Source organism: Senegalimassilia sp., from assembly GCF_977052095.1.
On the sequence record NZ_CDRSTZ010000050.1, the window covers coordinates 1 to 15,710 of the forward strand.

15 protein-coding genes and 1 tRNA gene are annotated in these 15,710 nt (G+C 59.2%); 3 read left to right on the plus strand and 13 right to left on the minus strand.

Going from position 1 to position 15,710, the window contains the following annotated elements; genetic code table 11:
• Window positions 1–50 precede the first annotated feature (50 nt).
• Together ACWI6D_RS08020 and ACWI6D_RS08025 are read right to left on the minus strand one after the other, a co-directional pair.
• Complete coding sequence (locus ACWI6D_RS08020; RefSeq protein WP_129424224.1) at window positions 51–593, minus strand: cytochrome c3 family protein; 543 nt, start codon at window positions 591–593, stop codon at window positions 51–53.
• A gap of 3 nt (window positions 594–596) precedes the next feature.
• Window positions 597–2,348 carry an FAD-dependent oxidoreductase gene (locus tag ACWI6D_RS08025; RefSeq protein ID WP_449134299.1) on the minus strand — a complete coding sequence of 584 codons (1,752 nt, stop codon included), beginning with the start codon at window positions 2,346–2,348 and terminating at the stop codon, window positions 597–599.
• A gap of 230 nt (window positions 2,349–2,578) precedes the next feature.
• Here ACWI6D_RS08025 and ACWI6D_RS08030 point away from each other — a divergent pair, with 230 nt between their 5' ends.
• Window positions 2,579–3,250, plus strand: a complete 672-nt coding sequence (locus ACWI6D_RS08030) for a TetR/AcrR family transcriptional regulator (protein ID WP_449134300.1) — start codon at window positions 2,579–2,581, stop codon at window positions 3,248–3,250.
• A gap of 75 nt (window positions 3,251–3,325) precedes the next feature.
• Here ACWI6D_RS08030 and ACWI6D_RS08035 read toward each other — a convergent pair whose 3' ends face one another.
• Entirely contained in the window at window positions 3,326–5,929 is a 2,604-nt protein-coding gene (locus ACWI6D_RS08035) for a DNA topoisomerase I (RefSeq protein ID WP_449134301.1), read from the minus strand.
• Between the two features lie 624 nt (window positions 5,930–6,553).
• On the opposite strand from ACWI6D_RS08035, the gene ACWI6D_RS08040 reads away from it, so the two are divergent.
• Window positions 6,554–7,033, plus strand: coding sequence for a hypothetical protein (locus tag ACWI6D_RS08040; protein WP_449134302.1), 480 nt, complete (start codon window positions 6,554–6,556; stop codon window positions 7,031–7,033).
• 219 nt (window positions 7,034–7,252) lie between these two features.
• Here ACWI6D_RS08040 and ACWI6D_RS08045 read toward each other — a convergent pair whose 3' ends face one another.
• On the minus strand, window positions 7,253–8,572 hold the full coding sequence (locus ACWI6D_RS08045; protein ID WP_449134303.1) for a DUF1385 domain-containing protein: 1,320 nt from the start codon (window positions 8,570–8,572) through the stop codon (window positions 7,253–7,255).
• Window positions 8,565–9,245 (minus strand): FAD-dependent thymidylate synthase, encoded by a 681-nt coding sequence (gene thyX, locus ACWI6D_RS08050; protein ID WP_449134304.1) that lies wholly within the window; start codon window positions 9,243–9,245, stop codon window positions 8,565–8,567. The genes ACWI6D_RS08045 and thyX overlap by 8 nt, the downstream gene beginning before the upstream one ends.
• Before the next feature lie 116 nt (window positions 9,246–9,361).
• Here thyX and ACWI6D_RS08055 point away from each other — a divergent pair, with 116 nt between their 5' ends.
• Window positions 9,362–10,348 (plus strand): class I SAM-dependent methyltransferase, encoded by a 987-nt coding sequence (locus ACWI6D_RS08055; RefSeq protein ID WP_449134305.1) that lies wholly within the window; start codon window positions 9,362–9,364, stop codon window positions 10,346–10,348.
• A gap of 331 nt (window positions 10,349–10,679) precedes the next feature.
• On the opposite strand, the gene map is transcribed toward ACWI6D_RS08055, so the two are convergent.
• The 8 genes from map to tuf form a co-directional block, all read right to left on the minus strand.
• On the minus strand, window positions 10,680–11,453 hold the full coding sequence (map, locus tag ACWI6D_RS08060) for a type I methionyl aminopeptidase (RefSeq protein WP_337368948.1): 774 nt from the start codon (window positions 11,451–11,453) through the stop codon (window positions 10,680–10,682).
• A 238-nt stretch (window positions 11,454–11,691) separates the two neighbouring features.
• Window positions 11,692–12,402, minus strand: a complete 711-nt coding sequence (rplA, locus tag ACWI6D_RS08065) for a 50S ribosomal protein L1 (protein WP_129424206.1) — start codon at window positions 12,400–12,402, stop codon at window positions 11,692–11,694.
• Between the two features lie 101 nt (window positions 12,403–12,503).
• Window positions 12,504–12,995, minus strand: coding sequence for a 50S ribosomal protein L11 (gene rplK, locus ACWI6D_RS08070; protein ID WP_337368690.1), 492 nt, complete (start codon window positions 12,993–12,995; stop codon window positions 12,504–12,506).
• Window positions 12,996–13,097: 102 nt separating this feature from the next.
• Window positions 13,098–13,628, minus strand: a complete 531-nt coding sequence (gene nusG / locus ACWI6D_RS08075; protein WP_288285597.1) for a transcription termination/antitermination protein NusG — start codon at window positions 13,626–13,628, stop codon at window positions 13,098–13,100.
• A 3-nt stretch (window positions 13,629–13,631) separates the two neighbouring features.
• On the minus strand, window positions 13,632–14,054 hold the full coding sequence (gene secE, locus ACWI6D_RS08080) for a preprotein translocase subunit SecE (protein ID WP_129424200.1): 423 nt from the start codon (window positions 14,052–14,054) through the stop codon (window positions 13,632–13,634).
• Between the two features lie 103 nt (window positions 14,055–14,157).
• A tRNA-Trp gene (locus tag ACWI6D_RS08085) sits at window positions 14,158–14,234 on the minus strand.
• A 23-nt stretch (window positions 14,235–14,257) separates the two neighbouring features.
• Complete coding sequence (gene rpmG / locus ACWI6D_RS08090; protein WP_042434722.1) at window positions 14,258–14,407, minus strand: 50S ribosomal protein L33; 150 nt, start codon at window positions 14,405–14,407, stop codon at window positions 14,258–14,260.
• Between the two features lie 106 nt (window positions 14,408–14,513).
• Window positions 14,514–15,710 (minus strand): elongation factor Tu (gene tuf / locus ACWI6D_RS08095; protein WP_449134306.1); only part of this gene is annotated, 1,197 nt, incomplete at its 5' end.

Sequence of the window (15,710 nt, forward strand, 5' to 3'; positions counted from 1 at the left end):
CGCCTCTTGTTTGCGCACATTGCGCGGAAAGCTAAACCGTTAACGCACGCTTAGTTGTTGCCGCGCATGGTCTGGCCGCCGTTGGGATGGCACTGACCGCAGGTGTCAACCTGAGCCTCGTGGCCCTTGTGGCACTCGTTGCAGTTGATCTGGCCGTGCGGGCTGTTGTGCGGGTTGTACGCGCCCAGCGACTCGGTCTGCTTGGCCAGCTCATCGTAGGAACCGCCATGGCAGGACAGGCACTTGTCGTTGTCGATGTAGTAGCGATCGCCCAGACCCAGGTTGTCCGTGTCGCCAGCCAGCTGCGACTGCAGCTCGGCCACCTGCACGTCAAGCTCGGCCGTATGGCAATCCAGGCACGTGGTACCCTCGTGCTGACCATGCCAAGCGGCAAGACCGGCGCCGTTCGACTCGTCGGTGCCCTCGTAATTGGCCAGGTGGTTGCCCATGGAATCATGGCACACCGTGCCGCAGAAGCTCGGCGTGTTATGCCACGCCCAACCGCCGCAACATGCCACGATCAGCACCGCGGCAACAACGCCCACGACGATAGGCCAGCGCTTCTTGCCAGCGTTCTTTTTCTCTTCTGCCATTGGTTATTTCACCCCCTGCGCGGCGGTCTGGCCCGCCACGTAACCGAACGTGACGCAGCGGCCGACCGACGGGCCGAAAATATGACGCGGATAGTTGCCGGAGAAGAAGCCGCCCGATGCGCCGCCCGCGGCGAACAGGCCCTCGATCGGCTCGTTGTCGTAGTCAAGCACGTTGCAGTTGTAGTCCACAACCAGGCCGGACACGGTGGCCAGGATGGAAGACTGGTGCTTGATGGCGTAGTACTTCTCGCCCTCGATCTTCGTGGCCTTCTCCATGGGACGGTTGAAGTCCTCGTCCTTCTTGTTGTCCACGAACGTGTTGAAGCGCGCAACCTCGGCCTTCAGCGTGTCGGCAGGCACGTTCATGTAACCGGCCAGCTCGTCCAAGCTGGAAGCCTCGAACGCCCAGCCCTTCTCCTTGAACGGCTCAAGCTTCTCCAGGATGGTGGCGGCGTTAGCGCCCAGCTGCGTGGTGGAAGCCACGCGCCAGGTGTCGGTGCCGTAGTGGCGCTGCGCCGTGATGGCGTTCGAGCGCGCCTGGAACGGCAGGCCTTCGCTGGCGAAGCGGCGACCCTGCTCGTTGATCATGATGCCCGCGGAAACCAGCGCGGTGATGCCCAGGTTCGAGGCGTAGAACGAGTCGGGGCTGCCGAAGTCGAAGTTCATGATGGCCGCCGGCAGCGGGTCCATCTGGCCGCCCACGGCCAAGCCCATCAGCTGGCCGTCGCCCGTGGTGCCTTCGTTGGGACACCAGCTGGCGCACGCGGCAATGTCCTCGGCGCGGCACCAGGCCTTCAGCATGGCCGGGTTCGAATCGAAGCCGCCCGTGGCCAGAATGACGCCCTTCGAAGCGTTCACGCGGAAGTAGCCATCGGCATCCTTGCAGATGGCGCCGGTCACGCGACCGTTGTCCTCGCGGATAAGCTGCACAGCAGACGTGCTGTAGCGCAGATCGGCGTTCGAGCGCTTGCTGAACGTGTTCGCCAGGTCGGCCACAATGTAGATGCCCGCGCCGCCGGCGTTCTTCACGGTCTGCTCGCTCCACTGCGGGCTCTTGAAAGCAATCTCCGTTTGCGGCACCTCGAAGTTGTGCGCGCTGGGGTTGCCCTTCTTGAAGTAGGTGTCGATTTGGCCTTCGCCCTCGTCGAACTTGTCCTGCAGCCAGTCAGCAGCCTCGCCGGAACGGTCGGCCCACAGCTTGATGGGATCGATGGGCACGCGGTAGTACGCCGCGTGGCGCATACGGTCCATCATCTCGGCCTTGTCGACGATGTTGTCGCCCTCTTCCATCTTCTTGCCGCCAACAACGCCCATGCCCTCGAACATGCCGCGGCCCTTCGTCATCTTCTCGATGCACAGGACCTTCGTTTTGCCGTCGTCGGACGCCGCCAGCGCAGCCACGCTGCCCGTCAGGCCGCAGCCGCACACCAGCACGTCGGTTTCCTCGGTGCGCGTGATCTCGCTTGCGGGGATGTCGCGCATCTCGAAAGCCACGGGGCCCTGACGCACGATGCCGCTTTCCACGTCAAGCACCGGCACGTTGCGCGTCTTCACCGGGAAGACGTCGGTGTAGATGCTCTCGTTGAAGTCGCCGCAACCGCCCTTGTTTTCAACCGTGACGCCGGCGGCCTTTGCCTCGCCAGCGCAGCCGGTCAAACCGAAGGCACCGGTGGCCGCAGCCGCGCCGAGCAGGCTAACGCCTGCGGCACGCATGAAGCCGCGGCGGGACATCCCGCTTGCTGCTTGCTCTGCCATGTTCCCTCCCTAATAACTGCTTTTGGGGCGCAAACCAAACCATTCGCGCCCGATTCCTCTCCGTTCGTACACCGTACGGAGTACAACGGTCATGTATCGTACACTGTACGGCGTACGTTTTCAAGCTTTCTCTGTGGACAATTTCCCACCGTTGGGGAGTTCTGGCGATATTTGCTTTAACCTTCGAGTCCGTTCCAAGTTTTAAGCACCAGTTAGCAGGCGATTCACTCGTGGCACAGTCCCCTCAAAAACCAACAAGCACCGCAACCACGCAAGAGGAAGTGGTCGACGTCGCGTTTCGCATGATCGATGCGCAGGGATATGCGAAGTTCAGTATCCGCGCCCTTGCCGAAGAACTTGGCATCGGCACCATGAGCGTGTACACCTATGTGCCCTCGAAAAAGCAGCTGCTGTTCTACGTGCTGCAGAAGATGCAGTCCGAAATCGACAACGCACCGATTGCCGGAGAATTCTGGGAAGACACGCTGCACCGCACGTGCGGATCTATCCTGCGCACGAACCTAGCGCATCCGAATATCAGGATCGTGCAGATGCAAACGCAGATCGAAACGCCGCAGAAGCATCGACGCAACATCTACTACCTGCATACCGACCAGGGCATGTCCGACCACATCTATGAAACCATGTACAGCGTGCTGCGTTCATACTTGTCCGGGTTCATCGACATGGCCGTGAAGCGCAAGCTCAAGCTCACCACGAAGGCCGAAGACCAGTACGCCGGCGGGCGCTGGACAACCATTTCCGACGCGGACACCGACATCGAGATGTTCCACCAGGGCATCGATTTCATCATCGCCGGCACGCGCGCCATGGCCGCGCCCGACCCCTGCAACTGGCGCACGCCAGAAGACCCCGCCACGTGGACCTGGGGCAAGGAATAACTATTGCAACACAAAAGGCGGCGTCCCAAACGGGACGCCGCCTTTGCTTTCACCTTGGCTTACTGCGCAAGTACCTTACTCGGCTTTATCGGCCGTTTTCTTCGCCGCCGTCTTCTTGGCGGTCGTCTTCTTCGCCGCGGGCTTTTTCGCGGCGGCTTTCTTGGCCGGCGCTTTCTTGGCAGCTTTTTCTGCCGCCTTCGCCTCTTTAGCAGCAGCCTTCTTCTCGGCCTCGATCTCTTTACCCGGGCAGCTGAAGTTCGGGCACAGCTTCCAGGGACCGCGGTTCGTGGTGACGATCACCATGGGCGCGCCGCAATGCTCGCACACCTCGTCGGTGGCCGTGATGGCACCGTACTGCGGCAAGGGGTAGCCCACGCCGCACTCGTCGTAGTTCTCGCAGCGGATGAAGCGCTTGAGCGTGCGCGGGTTCTTCTGCGCGATAAGCTTGGCCTTCTTGCCAGCCGCGGCGCACGTGGGGCACTCGCCCACCACCACGTCGGGTTCCTTGTTCGTCTCGCAGTTCGGGTCGATGCAGATGGTGCGCGGCTTGGAGCGGAACGCCGTCACCTTCACCTGGGGCATGCCGCACGTGGGGCACGGGTCGGGCAGCGCCTCCACCTTGCCCTTCGGCAACGGGTAGGTCACGTCGCAATCGGGCCAGCCGGCGCAGCCAATGAACATGCCGCGCGTTTTCTGCGACACGCGAATCTGCAGGTCCTTGCCGCACTTCGGGCACTTGCCCACGTAGGCGTCGGCCGCCACGGCGTCGGCCAGGGCGTCTTTGACCTCTTCGGAGTGCGGAATCAAGTTCGCAAGCTGCTCAGCCAACAGGTTGCGGCTATTCGTGACCACCGCGGCCTTCGTGTTGCGGCCCTCGGCGATGTTGTCCATCTCCTCTTCAAGCTCGGCCGTCATCTGCGGATGCGTGATATGCGGCGCGAACTTGTCAAGCGCGTCGCACACCGCCATGCCCAGCTGGCTGGGCTCGATGGGGTCGTTCTGGATGTATTTCACCGTGTACAGACGCTCGATGATGCTGTGGCGTGTGGACTTCGTACCCAGGCCCAGCTTCTCCATTTCCTGGATAAGCTTGCCCTGGCTGTAGCGCGCCGGCGGCTCGGTCTGCTTCTTCGTGCACTCGGCGCCGTTGAACGCAACCTGCTGGCCTTGCGTCATGGCCGGCAGCTGCTCGTCCTTCTTCATACCGTACGGGTAGATGGCGCGGAACCCCGGGCTTACCAGCACGTCGCCCTTCGCGGCGAACTTCTCGCCCGCCACGTCAAGCGTGACCTTCGTGCCCTCAACTATGGCCGCATCGGACAGCGTGGCCAGGAAGCGGCGCGCAATCAGGTTGTACAGCTTGTAGTCGGCCGGCGCCAGATCGTCGGGCGTGGCCTTGGCCGTGGGGTAGATGGGTGGGTGGTCGGTGGTTTCCTTCTTGCCGCGCGTGGCGTGCAGCTCGCCCGCGGAAAGCAGCTGGTTGCAATACGGGCCGTACGCGGGGTTGCCCGAGATGGTTTTCACCACTTCAGCCAGATCAAGCGAGCTAGGATACACCGTGTTGTCAACACGCGGATACGAGATGTAGCCGTCCATGTACAGGCTTTCGGCGATGCGCATGGTGCGCGCTGGCGAAAGGCCCTCGGCCGAAGCCGCCGCCATCAAGCTGGTGGTGTTGAACGGCACGGGCGGCTGCTGCTTGCGCGTGCGCTTGTCAACCGCGGCAACCGTGGCACTGGTGGCGCCTGCCACCGCGGCCATGGCGGCTTTTGCCGCCGCCTCGTCCTTGAAGCGCGCCGTGGAATGCGGGGCCACGAACGCCAGCTCGCCGTCGCCGGGCGTGGGACCCGCCGCCGCGCTGGCATCGAACGCGCCCTTGATAACCCAGTAATCCTCGGGAATGAACGCCAAGCGCTCGCGCTCGCGCGCCACGATCAGCGCCAGCGTGGGCGTTTGCACACGTCCCGAGCTGCGCACGTTGCCATAGCCGGCGAATTTCACCAACGTCAGATAGCGCGTCAGCACCGCGCCCCAAATCAGATCGATGTCCTGGCGCGATGCACCGGCGCTTGCCAGGTTCGTGTCCAGCTCCACCAGGTTTGAGAACGCATGCGTGATCTCTTCCTTCGTGAACGCGCTGTAGCGGGCACGCGACACCGGCGCCGTGGGGTTCACTTCCTGAATGCACGACAGCGCATCGGAGCCGATCAGCTCGCCCTCGCGGTCGAAGTCGGTTGCAATCACGATGGAGTCTGCTTTTTTCGCCAGGTTCTTCAGACTGCGGATGATTTCCTTTTCTTTCGGCAGCTTCTCGATGGGCGCGTACACCAGATACGGCAGCGCATCCATCTTCCATGCCTTCAGTTCCACGCCGTCTTCGGTGAACGGCTTTTTCTTTTTGAACGGCGGACGCGCCAGGCTTGCAGGCAGCTCGGCCGGAACCGCTTCGCCGTCGGCCGTGACGCCGCGCCAGCCGCCGCGCTTCTTATATATGAGAGACGGCGTAAAATCGGGCTCCAAGATATGGCCGCGCAGGCCGATGGTCACCCATTCCTCGCCGTCGACTTCAAAGCGGTACACGGGCGTGGAATACACCTTGTCCGCCTTCGGTTTCTTCGCGCCCAGCAGCGAAGCGATCTTCGTTGCGGCGTCGTTCTTCTCGGTTACCACCAGCTTCACGTGGCTTCCCTCCTCGTCTTTCGGGCCGTGCCGGCCACATCGCTCACACGATTGCCCCATTCGTTTATTTACGTGTGCGGGGATTTTCGCGCGCTCTTGCATCACGCGTAGTGCGTAGCATACACGATTGGAACCGCGCGAGCACAACTTTTCCCACAACCGTGTACGAATCGCCTCCATAAACTTCCGCACCCGCTGCGTTGTGGGCGGTTTCAGCGAAATGCAGGTCCGCGCATGCCGCTGCCCCTTCCGTTGTGGGTGGTTTTCAAGCGGCGCCGCCCCAAGCACCCATTCCCCATCTGGGAAAACGCTATCTGATCGCGCCGCAAACGCGCTGACTAACCGACCAAGTCGCCCACAACCGTGCATCCCGCTTGCGGACAGACGCGTAAAAATGAGCAGATAGCGTGTTGATTTCGTTGCCGTCACGCGAAGGATTCGCGGCGGTTTGAAGAACGTTTCTTGAATCGCGCGCAGCTACGGTACTTTTGTCTCTACGGGAAGCCGTCGAATCGCTGCACATCGCTTGCACATTCGGCCACGAACGCACCAGCGGCGGCACCCACCCGTCATGCATATATAGTGAGGATCACCCGGTTTCCGGGCGAGTTTAGGGAGCATTGCATGATACGAAAAGCATTAGGAATTTGCACAGGGGCAATCATCATCGTTGTCGCGGGGGCGGCATGCGTTTTCGCTATCACGCCGCAATCCACCAACGCAAGCCCGCTTGAGACCGCGGCATCTAGTGCGAAAACCGCTGTGGTGAACCGGGCGATTGATGCCTCAGGCGTGAAAACCGCTGTTGAGGATTCACTCATGGCACACGCGCACGATATATCCAGCGCCACCGGCATCTCCACCACGCAGGTCCAAAACGTCATCGAAAGCCTTGACATCGACGATTGGCAAGCCGTAACGCTGCCCGCCGACGCGGCAGCAACAACCACTATCAGCGGATCGGCGGCAGGCGTGCCCGCGTCGCTTACAACGTATTCCGACCCGAACTACGTGACCATCAGCGCTTACGGTCAAAACATCGACCTGGCCGTTCCCGCAAGCGCACAGCAGTACCTGCCAATGCTCGCATGCGCAGTCGCTTAGCGCCCGCGCAGTCAGCAAGTTAGCGAGAATAAAAGCCCCGCACGCGCGGGGCTTTTTCGTTGCTTAACGGCGGATATGTCAACAAGCTGCAGTGGCCGGAGCGCAGTTCGCAAGCCGTTTCGCCCACAGAACCAAGGCGCAAAAAACGGCGCAGCACGAACCGTCTTTTCGCACCGCGCCGCTTCCATTAGCAACCCGTACACGCACCTGCGCTTTTTGCTAGCCCTCAACAGCGCCTGTCGCTTTCGCGGCTTCCTGCTCCTCGCGCTCAAGCACCTGCTTCATGGCCGCGATGGCGCATTCAAGCATGCCGCCGTCGGGCTCGTTCGTGGTGAGGTACTGCATCTGCATACCCGGCCACAGCACCACCTTCACTAGCGGGTTGTCGGGATGACTGCCCGCCCAGCGCACGGTAATCTCGTAGCTGATGCCCGCAATCACCGGCATCAGCACGATGCGCGCCACAATGACCAGCACCAGCTTCGGGGCGCCATCGGGCACGCCCCACGCCGAAATCAGCCCGTTAAGCGGTGTGATGGTGTACACGAAAATGGCGATGATCATCACCATGATCAGAAACGCCGTGCCGCAACGCACGTGCAACCGCGGAAACTGCCGCGCGTTTTCCGGCGTCAGCGGCAACCCGTGCTCGAAGCAGTGGATGGTCTTGTGCTCGGCCCCGTGGTATCCGAACATACGCTTGATATCGCTCATGCGCCCGATCAGCCAGATGTAGAACACGAACACCGCCACGCGCAAAATGCCGTCCACCACGTTCCACGCAAGCGTGTTCGAGTCGTACTCGCCCACCAGCAGGTTCGTGATGAACGCCGGCGCAACTATAAACAGCACCACACCCATGACCAGGCCCAACACCATGGACACGGCCATTTCCTTCTTGCCAAACACCGCATCGTCTTCCGCAACGGGCGCCGACGCCGCCTTCGCCTCGCTTGGCTGCGACGGTTCCGACACCACGTCAAGGCTCCGCTGAGCCCCAAGCGCGTCGATCATCGTATCGGGTCTGCCGAAATCGTCCTTCCACGAGAACGCCGGCTCGTTCGACGCCGGCATCTGGCCATCAGCCACGTCGGCGTCCCGGCCGCACACATGCGATACCGTTTCCGCAACGCCATCGCGTTTCGCAGGCTCAGCTTGCTCCGCGCAATCCGCCGCAGCCCCGCCACCCGCGACGCCATCTTTGGCGGCAGCGTCCTTAACGTTCTCTTCGTCCTCGTTGAACGCATGGATAGCCGCAATCTCAAGCGCCTTATACCCCAGCACCAGCGACTCCACCATAGCGCGGCAGCCGCGCACCAGCGGCCAGTACATCCAACCGTTTTTCGCCTGGCCGCTTGACAGGTCGTGCTGCTCCTCGTAGATTGCGCCGTCCGGCTCGCGCACGCCCACTGCCCAGTTGTACTTGCCGCGCATCATGACGCCCTCGATAAGCGCCTGCCCGCCTACGTGCGTCTTGTTCGCGCCGTCTTCGGAAAACGCACGCGAAAGGTCGCTCTTCTGCTTCGCCAAGCTACTCACGCGTCACTTTCGGATACGGATTCCCGCAGGTCATCTTGCCTTCGGGGCACGCACCGCGCACGCACGGCGCGCCAGCGTCAGCGAAAATGAACGGCGCAGTGGGCCGAGCCAACTCCAACATGCGGTGCGCCATATCGCGAATCTCCCACTGAGCGCGATTGCAGCAACGCAGGCTGAAGAAGTGCAGCAGCTCGCGCACGTTCATGGTGACCACGATTTTGCTTTCCGCCGCGTTCGGCAGCAGGTAGCGCGCGTCCTCGGCCGGCACGCCCGCCTCAAGCAGCGCGTGATACGCATCGACGGCAGCCTGAATGGCCTCGTCGAACTTCGCAGACGCCTCCGCATTCGCCGCCACGCTTTCCGGCTTCACCACGGACACTTCGCCCTTGAACTTCACGTAGCGCTGGCTTTGCTGATTGAAACTGGCGATGCGGTGACGTACCAGCTGATGCGTCAGCGCGCGGGACACCCCATCGATGGCGAACGTGTAGCTTGCATGCTCAAGCGTGCTGAAGTGCCCCGACGACATGATGGTGGTCAGCACGCTTTTCACGCGCTCGGGCGGCATGGTCTCCATAAGCTCGGCCGCACCCACCGGCGCATAGCACAGACGCGCCGCCGTTGCGATGGCGCGTTCCGGATCAGGTGTGTGATAGAGAAGTTCAACGTGCATAGCAATGCTCCTCGTCTTAAAATAGTGCAGCGAAGCGCCGAGGGGGCGCTTTCGCGTATCAACCTTGTCATCCAATATATCGGCTTGCGCCGATACTACCCGAAGGGCTTTCCAGTATGACCGAAAACAACACGGCAAACGGTTTCACCAACGATTTCCGCAGTGCTCAACCGCAGCACGCCTCCGCCGCCTGCGCTTCGCCAACCGAGGAGCACCTCGTCTTCGCGCCGGCGCTTTCCACCGCCGATTGGAACGCTGAATGGCGGCAGATGCAAAACGCGCGCAACCGTCCGGACAACTCGGCCGAATGGGACGCGCGAGCGCTTAACTTCCCCGCCGATGCGCAAGCCGGCCCTTACGCCTGTCGATTCATAGAGCTTATGGGCATACGGCCTGGCGAAACGGTGTTCGACATGGGCTGCGGCACCGGCGCCATCGCGCTGCCGCTTGGCGAACTTGGACACAAGGTGGTCGCCGCCGATTTCTCGCAGGGTATGCTCGACCGCATGCAAGCCGTCATAGAATCTCAAGGCATCCGCACGGTGTTCTCCAAGCTTATGAGCTGGGACGAAGACTGGGCGGCCAAAGGCGTGCGCACTGGCATGGTCGACATCTGCGTTGCATCGCGCTCCATCGCCACGCACGATTTGCGTGACAGTCTGCTGCGCCTGACCGACATCGCGCGTCGGCGCGTTTGCATCACGCTGCCTACCGGATCGAGCCCCCGCACCGATGAGCGCATCCTTTCCGAGCTTGGCCTGTCCGACGCGGTGTTCCGCCAGCACCTTTACGCCATCTGCATCCTTGCGAACGAGGGGCTGTTTCCACGCGTCGACTACATCCAATCGCAGCGCTACGAAACATTCTCCTCGCACGAGGAAGCCGCGGAAAGCCTGCAACGTATGATCGACAACGCCGCCGGCGCCGTCACCACCGAGGCCCAGCGCCAATCTGCCTATGCGCGCCTGCACGCATGGCTCAACGACAACCTTGTTGCGAACGACCACGTAGGCTCGCTTGACAAGCACGGCCTGCCGCAAAAAGCCCTTCGCCTGCGCAACCCACGCGTTATCACCTGGGCCTTCATCAGCTGGGATAAATAAATCCTCTCGATTGAAATCACAACAAGGTCTTCAATAGCCTTAAACCATAATGGCCGCGGAGTTAACCGCGGCCATTATGGTTTATAGAACAAACTCCTCTAGCAAGCCCCCAGCAACAGAGGCCACGGATGAGCCGCAGCCACGGTAAAATTGCTAAGAGCAAAGGCATTGTTCGTGCGACTTACTAATCTGCAGATAATTGCCAGTGCTCCAATTACGTTGCTTATCCACCAAAAAAGCGATAAGCATCCTGACTTTCGCAAACCAAGGAGAGCTTCTCAAGCACTACCATTTCGAAGCTGAGCTCCTGTCGAAAAAGTAGTGGGAGACGCTACAGCGGACGACGATGATCCGGCTCGGTGGTAAGAACCACAGGTCCGTCTTCGGTAATAGCAACCATCTTCTCGAAATGCGCGCTCGGCTTTCCGTCGCGCGTGCATACTAGCCAACCATCGTTACCATCGACCACTTTTCTAGAGCCCATATTGATCATTGGCTCAATGGCAAGCACCATGCCTACCTGCAGTTTCATGCCCAGATGCCGATGCCCATAGTTCGGAACGTTCGGTTCTTCATGCATGTTATGGCCGACCCCATGGCCAACGTATTCGCGCACCACGCCATAGCCCGCTTTTTCAGCAATAGACTGAACCGCATGCCCAATATCGCCAAGATGGTTACCTGCAACAGCGCTTTCAAGACCAGCCCACATGCACTGCTCGGTAACCTTCAGCAAGCGCTTTTTATCGTCTGAAATCTTACCAACTGCAAACGTCCAAGCATTGTCGCCAACCCAACCATCAACGGTTGCGCCAGTATCCACGCTCAGAATGTCTCCAGTTTGTAAAACCACCTTTTTAGACGGAATGCCATGCACAATCTGTTCGTTGACCGATGCGCAAATAGAGCCCGGAAACCCACCATAGCCCTTGAACGCAGGGATACCACCATGTTCGCGAATATACGTTTCCGCGAACTCATCAAGCTCGAGCGTGGTAACGCCAGGCTTTACCAATTCACCGATTTTTCGAAGCACTTCAGCAGAAAGCTGGCCAGCTGCTTTCATAGCCTCAATCTCACCAGGAGACTTCAAAATCACTGCCACTTCCACCAACTCCTATCAAAGATTTTCTATCAGCGCCCGACTGCCCAATAAGCGGAGATGGCGATCCATCCTTTAGAACATATCGTCGGAGCACCGAGCACCGAGCACCGAGCACCGAGCACCGAGCACCGAGCACCGAGCACCGAGCACCGAGCACATGATACCGCGCCCGCACCTAAATCCAACAAAAAAGGGCGACCCCTTACGGATCGCCCTTCTATACCCTGAATGACTGAGATTATTCAGCGGAAGCCGTGTAATTCTTCGTGACGGAAGAATCAACAGAAACACCCGGCGTCATGGTGCCGGAAACGCTAATGGACTTGACGTACTTGCCCTTAGCAGCAGCAGGCTTCATGCGCAGGATCTCGTCGTACACCGTGCCGTAGTTCTCAGCAAGCTGCTCAGCGGTAAAGCTGGCCTTGCCGATAACAACGTGAGCAATGCCGTAACGATCAGCACGATACTCAACGCGGCCGCCCTTGAGCTCCTTGATGGCCTGAGCAACGTTCGGGGTAACCGTACCGAGCTTAGGGTTCGGCATCAGGCCACGGGGGCCGAGGATCTTACCAAGACGGCCAACCTTGCCCATCTGGTCCGGGGTAGCAACAGCAGCGTCGAAGTTGAACTCGCCAGCCTGAATCTGAGCAGTCAGCTCCTCTGTGCCAACGATGTCAGCACCAGCCTCGCGAGCAGCATCAGCAGCAGCGCCCTCAGCGAACACAGCAACACGGACAGTCTTACCAGAGCCGTTCGGCAGGGAAACCGTACCGCGCAGCTGCTGATCAGCCTGACGCGTGTCGATGCCCAGACGGAAGTGAGCCTCAACAGTCTGGTCGAACTTCGTGGTTGCAATCTCGTTGATCAGCTTGAAAGCCTCAAGCGGAGCGTAGGTTGCGTCACCGATCTTCTCGACGGCAGCGCGATAAGCCTTGGAATGCTTAGCCATGTTAAAAATTCCTTCCGTGGTGCGTAACGAGCATGTGCGGCTTCTAACGCACAGCCCTTCCACTTAACAAAACAGAATGCATTCGAGAGAATGCGGAGAGCTTAGGCCTCACCCTTGAGGATTGCGGCAAGCTTCTTAGAAGGCACATAGGTCTTCTTCATCTCAACGCCCTCAACGCGCACGCCCATGGAACGAGCAGTACCGGCAACGATGCGCATAGCAGCCTCGATGTCGTTAGCGTTCAGGTCAGGCATCTTGATCTCAGCGATCTCGCGGAGCTGATCCTGGGACAGGGTGCCCACGAACTTCAGCTGCGGGATGCCGGAAGCAGACTTCAGACCCAGCTTCTCCTTGATGAGCACGGCCGCCGGCGGAGTCTTGCACACGAAGGTGAAGGACTTGTCTTCGTAGACGGTAATCTCAACAGGGATGATGGTGCCCTTCTGCTCCTGCGTCTGAGCGTTAAACGCCTGGCAGAACTGCATGATGTTGACACCCTGAGCACCCAGAGCAGGGCCAACGGGAGGGGCCGGGTTCGCAGCGCCAGCAGGAATCTGCAGCTTAACGAAGCCGGTAACTTTCTTCTCAGCCATTCTTAAACCTTTCAAAATGCTTTACACATTATATATTCACAGCACACAGGAATGAGAAGCCCCGGTCCACGCGGGCACGCCCAATTGCTGCGGATATCAATTCTAAATGCAGGAAACCTGATCGAAGGAAAGTTCCACGGGGGTTTCACGACCGAAAATGGAAACCATAACCTTGACCTTGCCGGCATCAGGCATAACCTCCGACACCACACCGTCAAAATCAGCAAGAGGACCAGAAACAACCTTCACAGACTGACCGGCCTCAAGATTCGTAGAAGTCTTCTTCGGAGCCTCGTGGCTGGTGCGCTTCATGATCTTGTTGTACTCATCGCGAGTAAGAGGAGCAGGTTTGCTATCTGCGCCAACAAAACCAGTCACACCGGGAGTGTTACGGACCGCAGCCCAGCTACGATCATCAAGCTCCATGCGAACAAGCACGTAACCCGGGAATACCTTCTTTTCGCTTTCCTTACGGCGTCCGCCTTCTTTGATCTCAGTAACGGTTTCCGTAGGAATCTCAATAGCGAAGACATTGTTCTCAAGACCCATGGTCTCAATTCGAGTCTCAAGATTCGTCTTCACCTTGTTTTCATATCCAGAATAGGTGTGAAGCACGTACCACTTCTTAGACATGCCTTAAGCCCCCAATCCGGAAATCAAAAAGAGAATCGGCGTGATGATACCGTTGTCCAAAACGGCAACGTATACGCCAAAGAACAAAAGTGCTGCAACAACCACAACGCTCCAACGAAGCACATCCTGACGTGTCGGCCACGTCACACGCTTCATCTCGGCCTTAACATCCTTGAAGAACTGGAAGCGCTTCTTCTTAGGTTTTTCAGGCTTCTTTTCTGCGGCCTTCACTTGTTTGTTGTTCTGAGCAGACCCTTCAGGCTTGGACGCTTTACCAAACAGCTTCTTCTTAGGAGCTTCTTCCTCAGCAACCTCGCCCTGAGCTGCTTTCAATTCAGCAGCTGCGGCCTCGGCCTTCTTAGCTTCTTTACGTGCCGAACGAGCAGCAGAAGCCTTCGCACGCTGAGTCTTTGATTTCTTAGCCATCTGATTCCTTCAGGGATCGTTTTCCTCTAAACGCCAAACAAGCAGCCTGGCATCAAGCTGCTGATAAATAGCAACCTGACTACAAGCTGCTCGCTATTCGAGCTGGCAGGCCAGGAGGGACTCGAACCCCCAACATGCGGTTTTGGAGACCGCCGCTCTACCAATTGGAGCTACTGGCCTATGCCCGTGCTAACCTCTGAAAACTATCGAGTTTCCTTATGCAGCGTGTGCTTCTGGCACCACTTGCAGTACTTCTTCAACTCAATACGATCAGGGTTGTTCTGCTTGTTTTTCTTGGTCGTGTAGTTACGGCGCTTGCACTCCGTACACGCCAAGGTAACCATCGTGCGCATGAACTCTCCTTATAAGCCGTCTTCAAACAAGCTTGAACACATACACATGAACAGCGAAATAAGGAGCCCGCCCGAAAGCGGGCTCCTGTTAATCAGCAAAAGCTAATTAAGCGATGATCTTGGTCACGCGACCAGAACCAACGGTGCGGCCACCCTCGCGGATAGCGAAGCGGAGGCCTTCCTCCATTGCAACCGGGTGAATCAGCTCAGCAGTGATGGTCACGTTGTCGCCAGGCATAACCATTTCGGTGCCCTCGGGCAGGTGAGCAACACCGGTGATGTCGGTGGTGCGGAAGTAGAACTGCGGACGATAGCCATCGAAGAACGGCGTGTGACGGCCGCCTTCTTCCTTCGTCAGGATGTAGACCTGGCCCTCGAACTTCTGGTGCGGGGTCACGCTACCAGGCTTGCAGAGAACCTGGCCACGCTCGATGTCCTCACGCTTGATGCCACGGAGCAGGCAGCCGATGTTGTCGCCAGCCTGAGCCTCGTCGAGCAGCTTACGGAACATCTCGATGCCGGTGCAGACCGTGTTCTGGGTCTCCTTGATACCGACAATCTCCAGCGGGTCGTTGACATGCAGAACGCCGCGCTCAACACGACCAGTAGCAACGGTACCACGGCCGGTGATGGTCATGGTGTCCTCAACAGCCATCAGGAACGGCTTGTCGACGTCGCGCTCCGGCGTGGGGATGTAGGAGTCAACAGCATCCATGAGCTCCCAAATCTTGTCCTGCCATTCCTTCTCGCCCTCGAGGGCCTTCAGAGCAGAACCGCGGATAACCGGAATGTCGTCTCCGGGGAACTCGTACTCGGAGAGCAGCTCGCGGGTTTCCATCTCGACGAGCTCGATGAGCTCCTCGTCGTCGACCATGTCGCACTTGTTCAGGAACACGACGATGTAGGGAACGCCGACCTGACGGGCGAGCAGGATATGCTCGCGGGTCTGAGCCATAGGACCGTCGGTAGCAGCGATAACCAGGATAGCGCCGTCCATCTGGGCAGCACCGGTAATCATGTTCTTAACGTAGTCAGCGTGACCGGGGCAGTCAACGTGAGCGTAGTGACGCGTGTCGGTCTCGTACTCAATGTGAGCAATGGAGATCGTGATGCCGCGCTCGCGCTCCTCGGGAGCCTTGTCGATGTCCTCGAAGGCGGTGAAGTCGGCGTGAGCGGTGCCATGAGAGCCGTCGTTCTGAGACAGCGTCTTGGAGATGGCAGCGGTCAGCGTCGTCTTGCCGTGGTCAACGTGGCCGATCGTACCGATGTTAACATGCGGCTTGGTACGCTCGAACTTCTCCTT

Coding starts and splice junctions, on each gene's coding strand:
- rpmG (WP_042434722.1), bottom strand. CDS start 14,407: ATGCGCACGATGGTTACCTTGGCGTGTACGGAGTGCAAGCGCCGTAAC.
- ACWI6D_RS08025 (WP_449134299.1), bottom strand. CDS start 2,348: ATGGCAGAGCAAGCAGCAAGCGGGATGTCCCGCCGCGGCTTCATGCGT.
- ACWI6D_RS08040 (WP_449134302.1), top strand. CDS start 6,554: ATGATACGAAAAGCATTAGGAATTTGCACAGGGGCAATCATCATCGTT.
- rplK (WP_337368690.1), bottom strand. CDS start 12,995: ATGGCTGAGAAGAAAGTTACCGGCTTCGTTAAGCTGCAGATTCCTGCT.
- rplA (WP_129424206.1), bottom strand. CDS start 12,402: ATGGCTAAGCATTCCAAGGCTTATCGCGCTGCCGTCGAGAAGATCGGT.
- nusG (WP_288285597.1), bottom strand. CDS start 13,628: ATGTCTAAGAAGTGGTACGTGCTTCACACCTATTCTGGATATGAAAAC.
- thyX (WP_449134304.1), bottom strand. CDS start 9,245: ATGCACGTTGAACTTCTCTATCACACACCTGATCCGGAACGCGCCATC.
- secE (WP_129424200.1), bottom strand. CDS start 14,054: ATGGCTAAGAAATCAAAGACTCAGCGTGCGAAGGCTTCTGCTGCTCGT.
- ACWI6D_RS08020 (WP_129424224.1), bottom strand. CDS start 593: ATGGCAGAAGAGAAAAAGAACGCTGGCAAGAAGCGCTGGCCTATCGTC.
- ACWI6D_RS08055 (WP_449134305.1), top strand. CDS start 9,362: ATGACCGAAAACAACACGGCAAACGGTTTCACCAACGATTTCCGCAGT.